Below are 19023 nucleotides of genomic sequence, written 5' to 3'. Positions count from 1 at the left end.
ATAAATAAAATTTTTAACTTATCCGATATTAAGCTTATTCAATCGTCATAGAACGAAGTTTTGTTCTATAAGCTTCAAGTGCTATTGATTTGGAAATGAAGCCGTGATATTTGCCGTTTCTTAAAACAGGAAGAAATGCCGATTTCGATTTTTCAAATTTACTCATCACGATTTCCATACTGTCAAACGAAGAAATGGTTGCAGCTGGCGTTTTCATTACATCTTTAATCTGGGTATATTTTACGCGGTAAGCATTGAAAATAATTTCTCTAATATCATTAAAATGTACAACGCCGACTAAATCTTTATCATTGTTAACAACTGCGAAAACGACTTGATTAGAATGCGAAATAAGATCGACCAATTTACTTAAATTTTCATCGGGATGAACGGTTAAATAATCACATTGAATGATGGTGTCGATATCTAAAGTTGAAAGAATATTAGAGTCTTTATTACTGGTAAAGGCGTGACCTTTTTTCGCTAATCCTTTTACGTCAAGCGAATATTTTTCATAACGTTTAGAAATCGCAAAACTAATAGAAGAAACTATCATAAGCGGAATCATTAATCCGTAACCTCCTGTTATTTCTGCAATCAAGAAAATAGCGGTCAAAGGAGCATGAAATAAACCACTCAAAATTCCAGCCATTCCGACCATCGTAAAATTGGTGATAGGAAGTTTTGATAAACCGATAAGTGTTATAAATTTAGAAAAGAAATAACCCAAATACGAACCTAAAAATAGAGAAGGAGCAAAGTTTCCTCCATTTCCACCACTTCCAATAGTTAATCCTGAAGCAAAAACTTTAACCATCATTGTTGCTCCCACAAATAGCAGCAAAACCCATTGGTTATTTCTAAAATCTGCAAACAAAGTATTGTCTAATAGTTTTCCAGGATCTGTTTCAGACAAAGTTTTGATGCTTTCATATCCTTCACCAAACAACGTTGGAAAAATAAAAATTAGTAACGCTAAAAGCGATGAACCAATTAACGCTTTTTTGTATGGATTAATCTGCTGCTTGGAAAAATAATGCTCAACTCTCTGAAAATTTCGAGAATAATAAATAGCAACTAATCCCGTAAGAACACCTAAAACAACGTAAAAAGGAATATTATGAAAATCGAACGTTTCTTGCTTTTTAAAACTCAAAAGAATCGTTTCATCTAAAACAATTGCGGAAACTAATGCACCTGTTGCAGCAGAAATCATAATGGGTGTAAATGCAGAAATACTAACATCTACCAGTAAAACTTCAATAGCAAAAAGAACTCCAGCAATTGGAGCATTAAAAGCAGCTGAAATTCCAGCCGCAACGCCACAGCCAATTAATAAAGTTCTGTCTTTGTACGGCAGTTTGTAATTTTGAGCGAAATTTGAACCAAATGCAGCTCCAGTAATCACAATCGGACTTTCTAAACCTGCAGAACCTCCCAAACCAACGGTTAAGGAACTGGTAACAATCTGAGCATACATCTGTTTTCTCGGAATAATGCTGGCTTTTTTTGCAACAGCATAAAGTATCTGTGAAGTCCCTTTTTGTATAGATCCGTTAAGTACTTTTTTAACCACAAAAACCGTCAGTAAAATACCAACAATTGGCAGAATACTATTAATGAAACTTAGTTTTAAAATTCCGTTGATGTAAGTGGCAAAAGAAAATACGCTGTGAGCAAAAGTTTTTAAAACGATTACTGCTAAAGAGCATGAAATCCCAATTAAAACACTTGATAAAAAAATAAACTGCTTTGGAGTCATTAACGATTGCGCCAAAGCAATTATGCTTTCGAGTCTTCTGAAATATTTTTTTAGCATTAGGTTTTAAAAATTATCGTTCTTACAAAATTAGGCTATAATCTTAGATTAAAAAAATAAAAAGGCAGAAGTATTAAAAACCAACGGCAGTATCATCTCCACGAAAATCAGCTCCGCCTTCAAGACTTTTATTTGGAAGAACTAAAATTGCATCCACTTTTCCGATGATAGGAGTTGGTTTTTCGTTGATTAGATAATTTTTAGCTTTAAGCTTGTCAATTGTTTTTGTTTCGAAGGTACTAGGTTCAAAAGTAATTAAATCGGGAAGCCACTGATGATGGAAACGTGGTGCATTTACAGCTTCCTGCATACTCAAATTATATTCGTAAACATTTAAAATAGTTTGTAAAACAGAAGTAATAATGGTTGAACCTCCAGGAGTTCCTACAACCATAAATAATTTTCCGTCTTTCTCTACAATTGTCGGTGTCATTGAACTTAACATGCGTTTTTGCGGTGCAATGCTGTTGGCTTCATTTCCAACTAAGCCAAACATATTAGGAGAACCCGGTTTAGCGCTGAAATCGTCCATTTCATTATTTAAGAAGAAACCCAATTCATCACAATAATATTTTGATCCATAACCATCATTTAATGTTGTAGTAGCAGCAATTGCATTTCCGAATTGGTCTACAATAGAGTAATGGGTGGTTTCTGTACTTTCGGCATAATTTACTTTTCCTTCTTTTATTTCAGAAGATAAAGTGGCTTTTTCTGGATTGAAACTAGCCATTCTATTCTGTAAATAATTTTTATCTAATAATTCTTTAATCGGAATTTTTACAAAATCTGGATCTCCTAAAAAGAAACTGCGGTCGGCATATGCTCTTCTTTCAGCTTCTACAATAACCTGAATAGATTCAGCTGTATTATGTCCCATTTTTGCTAAATCGTATGGCTCCAGCATTTTTAAAATTTGTGCCAGACAGATTCCTCCGCTGCTAGGAGGTGACATCGAAGTAATTTTTAAATCTTTATAAGTAAATTGAAGTGGTTTTCTCCATTTGGCTTCATATTTCGCTAAATCCTGCAGGGTAATAATACCGCCTTTTTTTTGAAGATAATCTACAAGAATTTTAGCCGTTTCGCCTTTGTAGAATTCATTTCTTCCTTTTTTCTGAATTCTTTTTAAAGTCTTAGCTAAAGCTGGATATTTAATAGTATCATTCTCTTTAAAATTTCCAGACAAAAGAGAAGTTTCGCCGTTTATTTTTACAATACTTTCGTGATAATCTTTTAAACTTTTTTCTTGTTTTTTGGTCACAACAACTCCTCTTTCTGCAAGAGCAATTACAGGTTCTAGAATTTTAGAAATTGGCATTGTTCCGTACTTTTTATGTACAGCAAAAACTCCGGCAATAGTTCCAGGAACACCAATAGCAAGAGCTGTTTCAGTGCTTTTTCCTTTTATAACATTTCCTTGGCTGTCCAGAAACATATCTTTTGTTGCTGCCAACGGTGCTTTTTCGCGGTAATCTAAAGAACCAACTTCTCCATTTGCTTTTCGATACACCATAAATCCGCCGCCGCCAATATTTCCAGCAAAGGGAAATGCAACTGCCAGGGCTAATTCGGTTCCTACCATGGCATCAAAAGCATTACCGCCTTTTTTCATAATATCGGAACCAATTTTAGACGCTTCTTCACGTGCAGAAACGACCATTGCTTTTGTGACAACTAATCCTGTTGGTGCTGTATTTACCTGCTGTGCATTGCTGCTAATATAAATAAGAGCTATTAAAAGCGTAATTTTTTTCATGTGTGTAATAATTTTGTAAATGAGAAAAAGCAGTTAAAGAGAAAGCAATTTTGCTTTTGCTTGTATTTTTATTTCTTCAAAAAATGAAGTAAATTCTTCTTCAAATTCGTCGTAAAATTCATTAAGTTCTTCTATCGCATACTGCATTTTAGAAATGTTTTTAGATCTTCGATCCATCTGCGTTAGAATCTGGTGAATCCCCTCTGTAGTCCTGTAACTTAAAAGCCAGTTTCTTTCGATCATATAAGGCATTAGACCTTGTGTTTTTTCGGTCAAAATACTATAATTGTCATGTAAAGAGTTATAGAATCGATTAATAAAACTTTCTAATTTTTCTTCCGAATAATTACTCCAGTTTTTGGCCAGAAAATGATCGTAAACGATATCTACAATAACTCCCGAATAATGGTGGTATCTATCGTGTAAGCGTTTGGTACTTTTTCTGAAAATATGGTGAGAATCGGTATAAGTATCAATGAATCGATGCAGTAAAATTCCTTTTTGGACATCTTCGGGAAAATGCTCAAATTGTTTCCCGCGAATTCCATCGGCCATAAAATTTCCAATTTTGATCAAATCATTTTCTCCAGAAAGATATATGTGGGCTAAGAAATTCATTTTTTTGAGTTGCTAAGATTCTTAGAGGCTAAGTTTCTAAGTTATTTTAGTAAATGTATAAAAACTTTTTTAAATCATTTTGTTATAAAATTGTGTTCTTTCAAAGCAAAACCATACTGCAATTTCAAATTCTTAGAAATTTACTGCGGGAGTAACTCAGTAACTTTTCTATATTTGTAATAAAATAACCCTAACTCACAAAAATGACTCTAATAAAATCTATTTCTGGAATCCGTGGGACGATCGGAGGAAAAGTAGGAGATAATTTAACTCCTGTTGATGCGGTAAAATTTGCGTCGGCATACGGAACTTTCTTAAAAAATAATATTTCTAAAGATAAATTGACAGTTGTAATTGGTCGCGATGCCAGAATTTCTGGGCCAATGATTCACAACTTAGTAGTAAATACTTTAATTGGTTTAGGGATCAATGTAATCGATCTTGGACTTTCGACAACTCCAACGGTTGAAGTTGCCGTACCTTTGGAAAAAGCCGATGGCGGAATTATTTTAACGGCGTCGCATAATCCAAAACAATGGAATGCTTTAAAATTATTAAATGCAAAAGGAGAATTTTTAAGCGGTGCAGATGGTGCAAAAATCCTTGAAATTGCTGAAGCTGAAGCTTTTGATTTTTCGGATGTTGATAGTTTAGGTGAAATTATACCAAACGATGCTTACATGGATATTCATATTGATGAAGTTTTAAACTTACCATTGGTAGATATCGAAGCGGTAAAAGAAGCTAAATTTAAAGTGGTTGTAGATGGTGTAAATTCTTCTGGAGGCATTATTATTCCAAAACTTCTTAAGCAAATGGGAGTTGAAGTGGTAGAATTATACTGTGAACCAAATGGACATTTCCCTCACAATCCAGAGCCTTTAAAAGAGCATTTAACTGATATTTCTGAATTGGTTGTAAAAGAAAATGCACATTTAGGAATTGTTGTCGATCCAGATGTTGACCGTTTGGCTTTTATCAGCGAAGATGGCGAAATGTTTGGTGAAGAATATACGTTGGTTGCCTGTGCAGATTATGTTTTGAGTAAAACTCCAGGAAACACAGTTTCAAACATGTCGTCTTCTCGCGCATTGCGTGATGTAACTGCAAATCATAACGGAAGTTACGAAGCAAGTGCAGTAGGAGAGGTGAATGTTGTTGAATTGATGAAGAAAAACAATGCTGTAATTGGCGGTGAAGGTAACGGCGGAATTATCTATCCTGAATTGCATTACGGACGTGATAGTTTGGTTGGAGTTGCTTTGTTCTTAACGCATTTGGCTAATAAAAAAATGTCGGTTTCTGCATTGAGAGCTTCTTATCCAGAATATTATATGAGCAAAAATAAAATTGAATTAACACCGCAGATTGATGTTGATGCCATTTTAACTCAAATGACAGAGAAATATAAAAACGAAGATATTTCGACAATTGATGGTGTGAAAATTGATTTTGCAACAGAATGGGTTCATTTAAGAAAATCAAATACAGAACCAATTATCCGTATTTATACAGAAGCACCTTCTCAAGATGCTGCAGATAAACTTGCTCTTCGTATTATTGATGAGATTAAAATAATAGCTGGAATCTAAGATTTTAGTTTTTTTATATATTCAAAGGGTTGTCTTAAGTAAAGACAGCCCTTTTTTTTAAATCAAACGTTCCTACGGAACGTGAAATCTGTTGCTATTATAATTTTTCTACCGACGAAATGTTCCTACGGAACAAATATTTTTACAATGTTCACTCAACTTTTTAGTTTTTATATTTACAGTTATCATTCCGTAGGAATGTTTCGTCGGTAGAAAAAAAAATAGCACATGCATGTAGACGTTCTGTAGGAACGTTTGAGATTAGATTGTTAAAAATGCTGTCCAAAATCAAACGTTCCTACGGAACGTGCAATCTGTTTCTAATTATAATTTTTCTACCGACGAAATGTTCCTACGGAACAATATTTACAGCATTTTTACTCAATTTTTTTAGTTTTATTTACGGTCATCATTCCGTAGGAATGTTTCGTCGGTAGAAAAAAAAATAGCACATGCATGTATACGTTCCATAGGAACGTTTGAGATTAGATTGTTAAAAAGGAGGTCAAAAATTCAGACGTTCTTAAGGAACGTGAAATCTGGTACTATTATAATTTTTTCTACCGATGAAATGTTCCTACGGAACAAATATTTATAGCGATTTTTAATTTCTAAAAATTAAAGAATTAATATCTTAGTTTTTAATAATCTTAATTGATTTTTCAATTTTACCATAAACAGCATTTACAATATAAACCCCTCTTGGAAGTTTATCTCCAATTTTGATATCCTGATTAGTAAAATAAGCATCTGAAGAAAAAACGGTATTTCCATTCATATCCACAATTTTTAATTTTACTGATTCAGTTTCTGCAGATTTGATATGAAGAATAGACTGATTTTTTATTGGATTTGGATAAACTGTAAAACTGTTTTTTTCCAGTTCAGATTCTCCAACACCAAGATTAGCGGCAATAACATCAATATAATTAAAATTGATATCGTTTGATTTGAATTTTATTTTCAAGTAAACTTCACCTTTTGGTAATGCAACTCCGTTTACAACTTTGTCTCCATAAGTCTGCCAGTCGCCAGTTGGCGGAAATGTTTCGTCTGTTTTAACAATTACATCATTTATAAGTATATCAAATTTTCCAGTGTTAACGGGTGATGCAACTCTAAAAGTCAAATTATATGTTCCAGCATCAGGAACATTTAGCATAAATTCGTTCCAGTCTCCATCATTGATAAAACAAACATTTTGCCCCGTGTTAGAGTCTAACGTGGCTTGTAAGCCGGTTCCTTTTCTTCTATAGTGTTTGTTTGCTACAACACGGCCTGGAACAGTTATTTTTTTTGTTGTATAAGGGACATTGATATATTCAGTTCCAATTGGTCGTAGAACACCGCTTGTGCCACTTAATAATTGTCCTTCTAACATATCTGTCCAAGTAGGATTTACTCTTCCGGTGTACCATGAGTAACGGAAAATGTCGGGATCATTTTCAAAATTGGTTAAAATAGTTTTCATAAAAGCTGTTTTATCAGCAGCACTTTGAATAACTCTATTGGCAAATTCAGTAATCCAAAGCGGACGATTGAATTTCTTTAAAAGTCCCGTAACACCAATTACAGAACCTGCAGTATCATCATACGTGTGAAAAGCAATATAATCGACTTTGCAGTTTGGACATAATTGAAAAAACTGATTGTGCCAAACAACAGGATCTTGATAACCGCCATAATTGTTTGGACCGTTATAAGCTGGAGATGCGCTTACAATTTCAAGGTTTTTTGCAGCAGCAATTTTTTCAATATTTGGCCAAGCATTAACAGCTTCTTGTGGTGTTAATCTTGCGCCGTCGGTGAAATTTGGTTCGTTAAAAGCGAGAAGATATTTCGCTCCTGGTTTTATTTTATTGATGAAAGTCTGAACTTCTGCATCGCTGATTTTTCCCCATGCCATTGGGACAAACTCAACTCCAAGTGATTCATAATTTGCGTTTAAAGCCGCATCAGGTTCTGGCGACCAATTGTACCACCAAGAAAGTCCTGGTTTTAAGGCCAGCATATCTGCTTCTGAATGATATCCGTAAGCAATACCTCGTTTGGGACTTTGAGCAGAAATGCTGAGATTTAGAAACAGTAATAAAACTGTAAATAGTAATTTTTTGATCATGGTTAATGATTTTTTTGTTTTTTTGATAATTAGAGAAGGTCAAATTTATATCGTTTCCCATTTTAATCAATCTAAAAAAATCATTACAAAAACACATCAAAATACCTATAGAATGCGTTTTATGAAATTCGAAAGCATTATTAAAGAAAAAATCTGAAAAGCAAATGCTGCATTTCGGATTTTTAAATTTTTATTGAACTCGATGTTTCCATCTTTTATGTGTCCATAAATAAAATTCTGGTGTTTCAAGAATTTGCTTTTCGACTTCTTTTAAATACATTTCTGTAATTTCAAAATCTTCAAAATCTTTCGGATTATCAGCAAGAGAAAGAAAAGTTGCTTCATAATATCCTCTTCTTACTTTTTTTACCTTTACCATTATAACCGCAAGATCATATTTTTTAGCCAGCATTTCAGCGCCTGTGTGTACAGGAACTTCCACTCCCATAAATTTCATTGAATGGAAAATTCTATCCAATTTAGGAGATTGATCACTTGCCAAACCATACATGCTTAAAATCCCATTGCGCTGGTTTTGTGCCATTGTCGGAATTGCTTTTCTGGTTTCAATCATTTCGGTATTGTATTTAGAACGAATTTTTCGAACCAATTTATCAAAATACGGATTGGCCAATTTTTTATAAACAGCAATTCCTTGAAATCCAAGTTTTGGATTAATGGTTAAAAGCCATTCGTAACTTGCATAATGTGAAGCAACAAGAATTACGCTTTTTCCTTTTTTAGCATAATCTAAAACGAGATCAATATTGGTTACATGAAATCTTTTTTCCATTTCTTCTGGAGAAATACTCATGGTTTTAATCATTTCTAAAAACATATCGCACATATGTTTGTAGAATTTTTTCTCGATATCTTTTCTTTCAGCGTCACTTAAATGTGGTAAAGTAAGCGCTAGGTTCTCACGAACAACTTTTTTACGATATCCTATAACTCTGTACACTAGAAAATATACAAAATCTGAGAATAAGTAAAATAATCGAAAAGGAAGTATAGAGATTAGCCAAAGCAAAGGATAGGCTAGAATATAAACGAGAAACTGCATGTAATTTTTTTTTACAAAGATAAATCAAAAATGATTAATGATTGATATTTTGCTTTCTTACGCACTTATGTTTTAGAATGATTATCTTTACAATTCACAATAATTATAATTTATGAATATCATTTTAGCAGGGATTATCGTTGCCAACGCTGTTATTAGTTACAAAGGTTTTAATGATCTTTCTTTTTTTAGAAAATACGAATTTCATGTAGGAAGTATTCGTTCGGGCGAACAAATTAGAATGCTGTCTTCTGGATTTCTGCATGTAGATATGATGCATTTAATATTTAATATGCTGACACTTTACTTTTTTGCACCAGTGGTTATAGGCTGGCTTAGTACCTTCTCTTTTATTCTTATTTATTTCGGAAGTTTAATTTTCGGAAATCTTCTTACCATGTTATTTCATAAAAATGATTACAGTTATCGCGCTGTTGGTGCTTCGGGAGCTGTAACAGGAGTTTTGTATTCTGCTATATTGCTGCAGCCTGACATGATGCTGGGAATATTTTTTATAATTCCGATGCCCGCATATATTTTTGGAATCTTATATTTATTGTATTCTATTTACGGAATGCGCGCCAAAAATGACAACATTGGACATACAGCACACTTTGGAGGCGCTATAGGCGGTTATTTAATTACATTGATCAAACAGCCTTCTTTATTTACAGATCAAACCCTAATGGTAATCCTGCTTGCGATTCCGATTTTGATACTTTTTGCAATGGCAAAATTGGGAAAATTATAATGCTGGCATAACTTTTGAAAAGCTTTTACTAAATATTAAAATTTAACAAAAATGAAAAAACTAGTATTATTTTTAACAATCATGTTTATGACTATGTCTTACGGCCAGGAAATCAAACAAGTACCTCTAATCAACGTGAACGGAGAAGGAAAAGTAAAAGTAGCGCCTGATCAGGTTTGTATTTCAGCTTCGGTTGAAACAAAAGGGAATAATGCTAAAGACGTTAAAAAACAAAACGACGAAAAGATGGATGCTGTTTTAAAATTCATCAAAAAAATGAATATCCCAACGGCAGATTTCAAAACCAAACAAGTTGCTCTTAATCCGCAGTACGATTATGAGAAAAAGAAAACTTCTTATAACGCAACTCAGACTGTAGAAATTATTGTAAAAGATTTGTCTAAATATGACGAATTAATGGAAGGTTTAGTACAGCAGGGAATCAATCGTATTGACAGAGTTTCTTTTGAGTCATCTAAATTAGCACAATACCAATCTGAAGCTAGAAAATTAGCGATGAAAGATGCTAAAGTGAAAGCAGAAGAATATGTTTCTGTTTTAGGACAAAAAGTAGGCAAAGCTTTTACAATTTCAGATAACTCTCAGATTTATACTCCGAGACCAATGTATGCAGCAATGAAATCAATGGAGATGGATGCAGCTGGAGCTTCAAACGAAACTTTGGCAATAGGCGAAATCGAAATTACTGCAAATGTAAGTGTGAGTTTTGTTTTAGACTAAACGATATAAAATTCAAATTTTTAAAATCCAAATTCCAATTTAATTGGGATTTGGATTTTTTTGTTTTAAAAAGCTTCATTTATATTTACACAAAAAGTAACTTCAAATGAATAATCCAGAGCAATTTTTAAAAGCGCATATTGAGAAAGTAGTTCCATTAGCGGATGATGAAGCTGCTTTTATTATATCTCATTTTGAGTTAAAAACTTTTCAAAAAGGCCAATTTATTATAGAAGAAGGAAATGAAGTTTCAGATGTATATTTTGTAATTTCTGGATTAGTCAAATTAGTTTATGAAGACAAAGATGCCAAGAAACATATCGTTTCTTTTGCAATGGAAGACTGGTGGGAAACCGACTTTCATGCTTTTTATACCAAAAGTAAAGCAACACTATCCTTAGAATGTATTGAAGACACAATTGTGTATAGCCTTTCTTTGGAAAACTTCGAAAAACTTTGTTCGGAAATACAGAAAATGGAGCGTTTTTTTCTCCGAAAATCTATTGCAGGTCATATTGGATCACAAACAAGAATATTGTCATTTCTAACTTCAAATGCACGCGAAAGATACGAACAGTTACTGCTCAAAAATCCAGCTTTGCTGCAGCGTGTTCCTAAAAGCTCTTTAGCCTCTTATATTGGTGTTTCGCGCGAGACGCTGAGCCGTTTATTTTAATAATTCAAAATTGTGATGTTTATCACACCCCGGAAAACAAAGCCTTTCTGATTTTTGCATCTACTTAATTTAAAAATATAAATGATGGAAAAACGAACAATAAATCCTTGGAAATGGCAGGACGCCAGAAGCTATGTTCAAGCTGTAGAAGTGAGTAACGTAAAAGGAACTTTGTATGTTTCTGGTCAAACGGCTATTGATGATAATGGCGTTTCTAGTGATGCTGATATGCGTACTCAATTGATACAAGCAATCGAAAATTTAGAAAAAGTAATTAATGAAGCTGATTACGAATTAAAAAATATTGTTAAACTTAATATCTATACAACAGAAAGTACTTCGTTATTTGAAAATTTCGATGTTTTACAAAATTGGATTCAGAATAACGAAATAAAACAATCGAGTACAGTTCTGGAAGTAAAAACTCTTTTTGAAACTTTAAAAGTCGAACTTGAGGCAACTGTAGTAAAGTAGATTTTTAATTTATTTCTAATTATAATATACAATGAAAGTCCTAATAAATATTAGGGCTTTTTTTTGGAAATTTTTATTGGATATTATAATGGTCATTTATATAAGTTTTTTATTAATAATGAAAAATTAAAATTTTGATTGTTAGTATTTTAAAATTTATTACTTTTACAAAACTTTAATTAAAATAGGATTCATCTTATAAGTATTATTTCATTAGTTCAAAAAATCCTTATTTAATTTATTCAAGCCATCAAATCTAATACGTTTTATAGAGATCTATATTTTTATTTATGCCGTCTCTTCTACATGTCTTCTTAAAAGCATGTAATAATCTATTTTATCATTTTTGTTCTTTAAGATTAGACCTTTTAATTCATTCTTTTTGTATCTATAGGTCTTGCTTAAAGTGTTTTCTCTTATCTGCCTTAGATGTCTGTCTTTAGTTTTTATTTCTATTATAAATAAATTGTTTGATCATCCTAATAATTGAACTTATGAAGAATAAATTACTCTCTTTGCTTTTATTTTCAAGCTTTTATGCTAATAGCATTGCAAATCTTTTTGTAATGTACTTTGCTAGTATTCGATACGGCAATTTTTCCACTTTAATTATTTAAGACTTACTTCCAGGTAATAGAAAAAAATAGTAATAATAAATATTCTATTATGAAAACAACATTATTTTCTTTCATTTTGATGTTTACAGCTATTGCAAATTACGCTCAGCAAGATGCCCAGTACACGCAGTATATGTACAACACGATCAATATCAATCCCGCTTATGCAGGATCGCGGGGAGCTTTAAGTATTTTTGGATTGTATCGTACCCAGTGGGTGGGTCTTGATGGTGCTCCAGAAACCAGTAGTTTCTCGATCAACACCCCAATTAACAATAGCAAGTTAGGGGTAGGACTATCAGTAGTAAATGATAAAATTGGACCTACTAATGAGAATAACTTTTCGGTAGACTTGTCTTATACTGTTCAAACTTCGGCAGATTTCAAACTCTCTTTTGGAATAAAAGGAACAGCTAATTTGTTTAATCTCGATATTAATAAATTGAATCCAGAAGATCAAGGCGATCCGCAGTTTCAGGACTTAGACAATAAATTTTCGCCAAACGTTGGAGCAGGAATCTATTGGCACTCTGACAAAGCCTATATCGGATTATCTGTACCTAATTTCATAGAAACTAATCGTTATGATGATAATGATGTTGCCATCTATAAGGATAAAATTAATTATTACTTAATGGGAGGCTATGTCTTTAATCTAGATAAATATCAGGATATTAAATTTAAACCAGCAGTATTGGGTAAAATGGTAGAAGGAGCTCCATTACAAGTAGATATTTCGGCTAATTTTATGTTCATTGATAAATTTGTGGTAGGTGTGGCCTACAGATGGAGTGCTGCGCTTAGTGCTATGGCAGGTTTTCAAATAACCGACGGTTTGTATATTGGTTATGGCTATGATCGTGAAACTACTCGTCTGAACAACTATAACTCAGGCTCACATGAAATATTCCTGCGTTATGAATTCTTCAAAAACAATAATAGAATGACAACTCCTCGATTCTTCTAAAAATATTTATTATGAAAAAAGTTATACTCATTTGTACAATAATAAGTGTTTTTTTTCAAGGTTATGCTCAAGAGAAAAAAGTAGCCTTGGGAGATAAAAACTATAATAGTTATGCCTATATCGATGCGATTAAGACTTATGAGCGTGTGGCAGATAAAGGATACAAATCTGAAGATATGTTTAAAAAGCTGGGGAATTCCTACTACTTCAATTCTGATTTTGAAGGCGCTGCTAAATGGTATGGTGAACTTTTTGCTATGAACCCTTCTCCTGAAGCTGAGTACTATTACAGATATGCACAATCACTTAAATCAATAGGTCAGATCGAAAAAGCAAATAAAATGCTGGCAGAATTCAGCGCTAAGTTTAGTAATGACAGCAGAGGAAAATTATACAAAGAAGACAGTAATTATCTTAACCAAATCAAAAACAATTCAGGGCGTTATAAAATTGAAGATGCAGGAATAAATACCAAATATTCTGATTATGGCTCTTTTGTCTATAATGATAAAATATACTTTGCATCTGCAAGAGATACGGGTAATTTCTCGCAGCGTAAGCATCAATGGACAGGAGAATATTTCACTAATTTATATTTTGCAGATATTGACCCAGTAACCAATGCAAGTTCTAAAGTCAATAAATTTAAAACCTCCTTAAATACCAAATTTCATGAATCTTCCCCAGCTTTTACCAAAGATGGAAAAACGGTATATTTCACAAGAAATAATTTTATAAATGGTAAAAAAGGTAAAGATGAAAATAAAATTACTTTAGTAAAAATATACAAGGCTACTCTCGAAAATGATAAATGGACAAATATAACAGAACTTCCTTTCAACAGTGACAATTACAGTACAGCACATCCAGCTCTAAGCGCTGATGAGAAAACGCTTTACTTCGCATCAGACAGGCCGGGAACACTTGGTCAGTCGGATATTTATAAAGTAAGTATCAATCCTAACGGAGGATACGGGCCACCTGAAAATCTCGGAAACACCATAAATACAGAAGGCAAGGAAACTTATCCATACGTTACAAGCGAAAATGAAATCTATTTTGCTTCGGATGGTCATCCTGGACTTGGCGGATTAGATGTTTTTGTGGGGAAAATTGAAGATGATGGAACTATAAGCAATATTCAAAATGTAGGTGCTGATATTAATTCTCCCAAAGATGATTTTGCTTATATCATTGATCCCGTTTCCAGAAGAGGATATTTCAGCTCCAATAAAGATGGAGGACAAGGTTCTGATGATATTTATAAATTTCTTGAAACCCGAAAACTACAATGTATTCAAGGATTAGAAGGTACAATAACTGATGCTGCAACCGGCAGTATTCTTTCGGGAGCAAAAGTAACATTATATGAGGATCAGATCGTTAAGAGTACCATAGTTTCTGATGGTTCAGGAAATTATTCTTTTCCTGTAGAATGCGGTAAAACGTATAATGTAAGAGCAGAAAATACAGATTATACGACAAAAGAAGTAATGGTGACTATAGATAGAGTAACAGGAAAAACCACCCTGCCAATTGCTTTGGATAAAGCCACTTGTAAGGTTACTGTTGGCGATGATTTAGGAAAATGTTTTGATATTAAAATGATTTATTTCAAATTGGACAAGTCAGATATTCAAAGGGAAGCAGCGCTAGATCTAGAGAAGATTTTGGATGTTTTAAATAATAATCCAACAATGAAACTCGATATTCGTTCACACACCGACAGCAGAGCCAGCAATAAATACAATCAGGCTTTATCTAATAGAAGAGCCGAATCAACTATAAAATGGCTGATTAAAAATGGTATTAATGCCAATAGATTAACTGGAAAAGGGTATGGCGAAACCCAGTTAGTAAATGGATGTACTGATGGAGTAAAATGTTCAGAAGAACAGCATCAAGCCAACAGAAGAAGCGAATTTATTATTTCACAATTATAATATTTTAATTGAAATCAAAACAATAAAAAAGTCCTAATGAAAATTAGGACTTTTGTTATATGGTGTATTATAGCTTTTTAATTACTGAAAATTTTTCCTCAAGTCAATTATAGTTTGATTAGGAACATCTAGGTTAACGAAACCTCTGCGCGGTCTGTCTAGATCTAAAGTAAATAGAACTACTAAAGAAACCAAAATACAAAATCCAATTTGTACCAGCCAGTCAATTTTTCCTTTACGGCCCTCAGAATAACCTCCATAAAATGAAATTATTACAGCCAGAAAAAATAACATGACTAAGATACTCTGAGGAACTTTTGCCTTTTCTCCAGAAAGCCGGGTAGTAGTTACATCAATCATATCATTTAAAGCAGGAATCATTTGCTGCGTTGCAGCTAAATTAGCGGGATCTTTAGAAAGTGAAGTTGCACGTTTCCATAATTTAGCCGATATAATCTGCGATAAGCTGTCGGCTTTTAAAATCCCTTTTGCATCTGGGCCTGCCGTATAATAAGAAATTCGTGTTTCTACATAATCTTTAAAATCTTTACGAAATAAAGCTCTAGTCGTGTCCGGATATAAATCAGCTCGCAATATGGCAGTACCAATAATATTGGCTTCTTCTACAACAACCTTTCTTCGCGAATCGTAGCGTTCGCCGCTCATACCAAATGTAAATGCAAGTAAGAAAAAAAGCAAAGCAATGAGAGCCGAAGTTTCTGGCGGTTTTTCTTCAGTTTGATTTTTATTATGAATGTAATTTCCAATTTGTTTTCCAACAAAGCTTGAAATAAGCATCAATGCAAAAAGGAGGAGAGCAATCACCCAGGCTTCGGTATGCTCTAATGTATTTGAATTCATATTTTATTCATTAAAGTCCAGCTTCTTTTCTTGCTTTTTTAAGCGCTTTTTTTTCAGCTTGTTTTTTTTCAAATTCTTCATGAGCAGCAATAATTGTTCTTCCTGCTTCAAGTACAAAAATTAGATATACACCAACACCTATAAAAATGTATATAATATTAAAAACAACACCAATAGTGGAAAAAGTAATTTCATGATCGTACGGACTATTCATAGAAAGTGTTCCTACGGAATAAGCCAATGCTTTAAGAAAAGGCAGATGTTCTACCAGCCAAAAAAACATTGTACCAACCAAAATTAAAACGAAAAGTAAAAATCCTAGGGTTCGAAATGTCTTGTCATTTCTCAATCTTTTAACAATATCTACAATGAATTTTCCCGTTAAAGCAAGTTCTATAAGCATCGTGTTTTGATTTTAAGTTACTCAATATTAGTGATTTATTTTTATATACAGAAATATTTACTATATTTATAATGAAAAAAATTAACAAAATTTTATGTTAATCCTTTAAAATCAACCCATACAAGCCTAAATATTCAGATTCCTTCTTTTAAACGGTTTTAAATTTAGAATACTTTTTGAAAATCAACGCGTTAAATTATATTAATGAATTATATGTTGAACAAAAAAATACGACTTCTCTATTTGTTTTTGATTTTGACCTTGTTTAGTACTTTACCAATTTTTTCTCAAGGAGACAGTCTGGACAATTCACGAACAATTTTATTGGAAGAAGCACTTTTATTAGGAATCCAGAATAATAGGCAACTCAAAATGGTTACTGTGGATGCTACAATTGCAAATGAAAATGTCGCCCAAGCCAAAATTGCTAAAGCCCCTCGTATAGCTCTGAATGGTGGTTATACTTATATTGGAAATCCAAAACTATATGAAGGTTTTTACGAAAACAGTATAACAGTAGATTATTTTAATCATCAAGCATTTGCCAATATTATTACTTCAATGCCAATTTATAATGGAAGTTTAATTAATAGAAAAATTGAACAGCAGAAAATCCTGAGCCAGATGCAGGAATCAGCAGTAAAAATGACGCAGGCAGAAGTAAAGAATGCCATTACAACTTATTATTTTACGCTTGAAAAATTATACAAACAAATTGAAGTAACGAAACAAAATATTATAAACACTGATCTTAGAATTAAGCAGCTAAAATCTCGTGTAGAGAATGGCCAGAATTTAAAAAGCGATTTGCTTAGAACAGAATTGCAACAATCTAATTTTAAAGTTTCGGTTTTTAAAAATACAAACGATATAGAATTAGTAAGCAACTATTTAGATGTTTTGATAGGTATTCCAACTAATACAATTCTAAAACCTCAAATAGATAAAAGTGGTGTTCCATTTGAAGAAATAAAATTGCAAGAAAGCATTTCGCAAGCTTTCCAGAATAGAGAAGAAATCAAGCGTGCGGAAATTGGCATTGAATTATCAGAATCGACTCTAAACATCTCAAAAAGCGGATTTTCGCCAAGTATAAATGCAAATCTTATTTTAAATACAGAATATCCTGCACAATGGCCAAACTATGTCAATATTATTAATTATTGGGCAGCGGGAATTTCTTTAAATTGGGATGTTTCAAGTTTTTATAACATTAAACACCGCATAAAAGGAGATAAACTTCAAATTGAAAAAAGCAATGTTGCTCTTGATGCAGCCAAAAACCAAATTGAAAGCGAAGTAAAAACAGCATTTGTTAAGTATGAGGAAAGTAAAAGAAATATAGCGACTTATAAAAAAGATGTAGAGCTGTCATTAAGTAATTATAAAATTGTAAAAAGCAGATATGATAATGATTTTGCTTTAATAAGCGATATGGTTGATGCTGAACTGCAATTGAATAATTCAAAAATCTCACTTGTCAATGCGAATTTAGATTTAATCATTCAGTATTATTCCCTGCAATTTGCAATGGGTAAACTTTAAAATTAGAATAGTATGAGCGAAGAAAATAAACCAGCTGAAGGAATTCAAAAGGATAAAAAGAGAAATACGATTTTAACTATTATTTCTTTTATTTTTTTAGCTGCTGGAGGGCTTTGGATTTTGAGTTTGTTTTTTGATTTTAGCAATTACGAAACTACCAATAATGCTCAAGTTGAGGCTTATATAAGTAACGTTTCAGCAAGGGCATCTGGACACATTGCCGCAATTCGGTTTGAAACCAATCAGGTAGTGCACAAAGGAGATACACTCGTAATTTTGGACGATTCAGAATATTTAATTAAAGTGAGCCAAGCCGAAGCAGATCTTGCAATTGCAGTTGGAAACCTTCATTCATTAGAACAAACCATAATTACTTCATCTTCAAATCAATCTGCAGCAAAAGAAAAATTAGCAGGCGATTTGGCCAGTCTTGAAAAAGCACAAAAAGATTACCAAAGATTCAAAAATATGTATGCAGATTCTGCCGTTACGCGTAATCAATATGATCAAGTAGTTTCAAAATTAAGATCAGAAGAAGCTTATTTAAAAGCAGGTAAAAAAGGATTAGAGGCAAATAATTCTGTAACAAAGCAAAGTAACATTAATCTCGAAGCAGCGAGAGCTACAGTCGCGCGTAAAAAAGCTGATCTTGAAGCAGTAAAATTACAATTATCGTATACCAATATTATTGCTCCCGCAGATGGTATAGCTGGAGAGCGCAACTTATCAATTGGAGAATTAATAAATGCCAATCAAGTCATTGCAACAATTGTACTCAATCAGAAATTATGGGTTTCGGCTAATTTTAAAGAAACACAAATCAGAAAAATTAAAATAGGACAACAGGTTGTTATAACAATTGATGCTCTTGGTGAAAAAGAGTTTAGAGGGAAAGTTACCGGCTTTTCTCCAGCAACAGGTGCTAAGTTTTCGATGGTTGAGCCAGATAATGCAACAGGAAACTTTGTCAAAATAACACAGCGAATTCCAGTTAAAATTGAATTTGAGTCAGATCCTAAAGATTTAGAAGAAGTAAAGCCAGGAATGAACGTAACAGTCGAAGTAAAAAAATAAA

Annotated in this window: 16 protein-coding genes; 9 read left to right on the top strand and 7 right to left on the bottom strand. The window is 32.8% G+C overall.

Annotation, left to right across the window (positions count from 1 at the left end):
- Positions 1-34 precede the first annotated feature (34 nt).
- The 3 genes from QMG60_RS19480 to QMG60_RS19470 form a co-directional block, all read right to left on the bottom strand.
- A complete protein-coding gene (locus QMG60_RS19480; RefSeq protein ID WP_057116421.1) occupies positions 35-1819 on the bottom strand; it encodes a chloride channel protein in 1785 nt (594 codons plus the stop codon).
- Between the two features lie 73 nt (positions 1820-1892).
- Entirely contained in the window at positions 1893-3578 is a 1686-nt protein-coding gene (ggt, locus tag QMG60_RS19475; RefSeq protein ID WP_281866125.1) for a gamma-glutamyltransferase, read from the bottom strand.
- A 33-nt stretch (positions 3579-3611) separates the two neighbouring features.
- A complete protein-coding gene (locus QMG60_RS19470) occupies positions 3612-4196 on the bottom strand; it encodes an acyl carrier protein phosphodiesterase (RefSeq protein ID WP_281866124.1) in 585 nt (194 codons plus the stop codon).
- A 203-nt stretch (positions 4197-4399) separates the two neighbouring features.
- Between QMG60_RS19470 and glmM the strand changes: the two genes are divergently transcribed.
- Positions 4400-5788 carry a phosphoglucosamine mutase gene (glmM, locus tag QMG60_RS19465; RefSeq protein WP_281866123.1) on the top strand — a complete coding sequence of 463 codons (1389 nt, stop codon included), beginning with the start codon at positions 4400-4402 and terminating at the stop codon, positions 5786-5788.
- 634 nt (positions 5789-6422) lie between these two features.
- On the opposite strand, the gene QMG60_RS19460 is transcribed toward glmM, so the two are convergent.
- Both QMG60_RS19460 and QMG60_RS19455 read right to left on the bottom strand, forming a co-directional pair.
- The gene (locus tag QMG60_RS19460) at positions 6423-7907 is read right to left on the bottom strand and encodes a glycosyl hydrolase (RefSeq protein ID WP_281866122.1); all 1485 of its coding nucleotides are present in this window, start codon (positions 7905-7907) and stop codon (positions 6423-6425) included.
- Between the two features lie 190 nt (positions 7908-8097).
- The gene (locus QMG60_RS19455; RefSeq protein WP_281866121.1) at positions 8098-8970 is read right to left on the bottom strand and encodes a lysophospholipid acyltransferase family protein; all 873 of its coding nucleotides are present in this window, start codon (positions 8968-8970) and stop codon (positions 8098-8100) included.
- Positions 8971-9082: 112 nt separating this feature from the next.
- On the opposite strand from QMG60_RS19455, the gene QMG60_RS19450 reads away from it, so the two are divergent.
- The 6 genes from QMG60_RS19450 to QMG60_RS19425 all read left to right on the top strand — a co-directional run bounded on the left by QMG60_RS19450 (position 9083) and on the right by QMG60_RS19425 (position 15139).
- A complete protein-coding gene (locus tag QMG60_RS19450; RefSeq protein ID WP_134140193.1) occupies positions 9083-9721 on the top strand; it encodes a rhomboid family intramembrane serine protease in 639 nt (212 codons plus the stop codon).
- 51 nt (positions 9722-9772) lie between these two features.
- Positions 9773-10462 (top strand): SIMPL domain-containing protein, encoded by a 690-nt coding sequence (locus QMG60_RS19445; protein WP_281866120.1) that lies wholly within the window; start codon positions 9773-9775, stop codon positions 10460-10462.
- 106 nt (positions 10463-10568) lie between these two features.
- A complete protein-coding gene (locus tag QMG60_RS19440; protein ID WP_281866119.1) occupies positions 10569-11138 on the top strand; it encodes a Crp/Fnr family transcriptional regulator in 570 nt (189 codons plus the stop codon).
- Between the two features lie 84 nt (positions 11139-11222).
- The gene (locus QMG60_RS19435) at positions 11223-11612 is read left to right on the top strand and encodes a RidA family protein (protein ID WP_281866118.1); all 390 of its coding nucleotides are present in this window, start codon (positions 11223-11225) and stop codon (positions 11610-11612) included.
- A gap of 666 nt (positions 11613-12278) precedes the next feature.
- A complete protein-coding gene (locus tag QMG60_RS19430) occupies positions 12279-13196 on the top strand; it encodes a type IX secretion system membrane protein PorP/SprF (RefSeq protein WP_281866117.1) in 918 nt (305 codons plus the stop codon).
- Positions 13197-13207: 11 nt separating this feature from the next.
- Positions 13208-15139 (top strand): OmpA family protein, encoded by a 1932-nt coding sequence (locus QMG60_RS19425; RefSeq protein WP_281866116.1) that lies wholly within the window; start codon positions 13208-13210, stop codon positions 15137-15139.
- A gap of 81 nt (positions 15140-15220) precedes the next feature.
- Here the strand turns inward: QMG60_RS19425 and QMG60_RS19420 are convergent, their stop codons facing one another.
- Entirely contained in the window at positions 15221-16000 is a 780-nt protein-coding gene (locus QMG60_RS19420; RefSeq protein WP_134140201.1) for a hypothetical protein, read from the bottom strand.
- Between the two features lie 10 nt (positions 16001-16010).
- Positions 16011-16403, bottom strand: a complete 393-nt coding sequence (locus QMG60_RS19415; protein WP_057116406.1) for a two pore domain potassium channel family protein — start codon at positions 16401-16403, stop codon at positions 16011-16013.
- A gap of 213 nt (positions 16404-16616) precedes the next feature.
- Here QMG60_RS19415 and QMG60_RS19410 point away from each other — a divergent pair, with 213 nt between their 5' ends.
- Both QMG60_RS19410 and QMG60_RS19405 read left to right on the top strand, forming a co-directional pair.
- On the top strand, positions 16617-17948 hold the full coding sequence (locus QMG60_RS19410) for a TolC family protein (RefSeq protein WP_281866115.1): 1332 nt from the start codon (positions 16617-16619) through the stop codon (positions 17946-17948).
- Positions 17949-17960: 12 nt separating this feature from the next.
- Positions 17961-19022 carry an HlyD family secretion protein gene (locus QMG60_RS19405; RefSeq protein ID WP_281866114.1) on the top strand — a complete coding sequence of 354 codons (1062 nt, stop codon included), beginning with the start codon at positions 17961-17963 and terminating at the stop codon, positions 19020-19022.
- Position 19023 lies beyond the last annotated feature (1 nt).

Origin of the sequence: Flavobacterium sp. GSB-24 (assembly GCF_027924665.1) — a bacterium.
Taxonomy (GTDB): domain Bacteria; phylum Bacteroidota; class Bacteroidia; order Flavobacteriales; family Flavobacteriaceae; genus Flavobacterium.
The sequence above is the reverse complement of the archived record's forward strand: the minus strand, read 5'-3'. Positions and strand labels throughout refer to the sequence as shown.

Coding starts and splice junctions, on each gene's coding strand:
- QMG60_RS19430 (WP_281866117.1), top strand. CDS start 12,279: ATGAAAACAACATTATTTTCTTTCATTTTGATGTTTACAGCTATTGCA.
- QMG60_RS19405 (WP_281866114.1), top strand. CDS start 17,961: ATGAGCGAAGAAAATAAACCAGCTGAAGGAATTCAAAAGGATAAAAAG.
- QMG60_RS19410 (WP_281866115.1), top strand. CDS start 16,617: ATGTTGAACAAAAAAATACGACTTCTCTATTTGTTTTTGATTTTGACC.
- QMG60_RS19435 (WP_281866118.1), top strand. CDS start 11,223: ATGGAAAAACGAACAATAAATCCTTGGAAATGGCAGGACGCCAGAAGC.
- QMG60_RS19460 (WP_281866122.1), bottom strand. CDS start 7,907: ATGATCAAAAAATTACTATTTACAGTTTTATTACTGTTTCTAAATCTC.
- QMG60_RS19470 (WP_281866124.1), bottom strand. CDS start 4,196: ATGAATTTCTTAGCCCACATATATCTTTCTGGAGAAAATGATTTGATC.
- QMG60_RS19420 (WP_134140201.1), bottom strand. CDS start 16,000: ATGAATTCAAATACATTAGAGCATACCGAAGCCTGGGTGATTGCTCTC.
- QMG60_RS19425 (WP_281866116.1), top strand. CDS start 13,208: ATGAAAAAAGTTATACTCATTTGTACAATAATAAGTGTTTTTTTTCAA.
- glmM (WP_281866123.1), top strand. CDS start 4,400: ATGACTCTAATAAAATCTATTTCTGGAATCCGTGGGACGATCGGAGGA.
- QMG60_RS19415 (WP_057116406.1), bottom strand. CDS start 16,403: ATGCTTATAGAACTTGCTTTAACGGGAAAATTCATTGTAGATATTGTT.
- QMG60_RS19480 (WP_057116421.1), bottom strand. CDS start 1,819: ATGCTAAAAAAATATTTCAGAAGACTCGAAAGCATAATTGCTTTGGCG.
- QMG60_RS19445 (WP_281866120.1), top strand. CDS start 9,773: ATGAAAAAACTAGTATTATTTTTAACAATCATGTTTATGACTATGTCT.
- QMG60_RS19455 (WP_281866121.1), bottom strand. CDS start 8,970: ATGCAGTTTCTCGTTTATATTCTAGCCTATCCTTTGCTTTGGCTAATC.
- QMG60_RS19440 (WP_281866119.1), top strand. CDS start 10,569: ATGAATAATCCAGAGCAATTTTTAAAAGCGCATATTGAGAAAGTAGTT.
- ggt (WP_281866125.1), bottom strand. CDS start 3,578: ATGAAAAAAATTACGCTTTTAATAGCTCTTATTTATATTAGCAGCAAT.
- QMG60_RS19450 (WP_134140193.1), top strand. CDS start 9,083: ATGAATATCATTTTAGCAGGGATTATCGTTGCCAACGCTGTTATTAGT.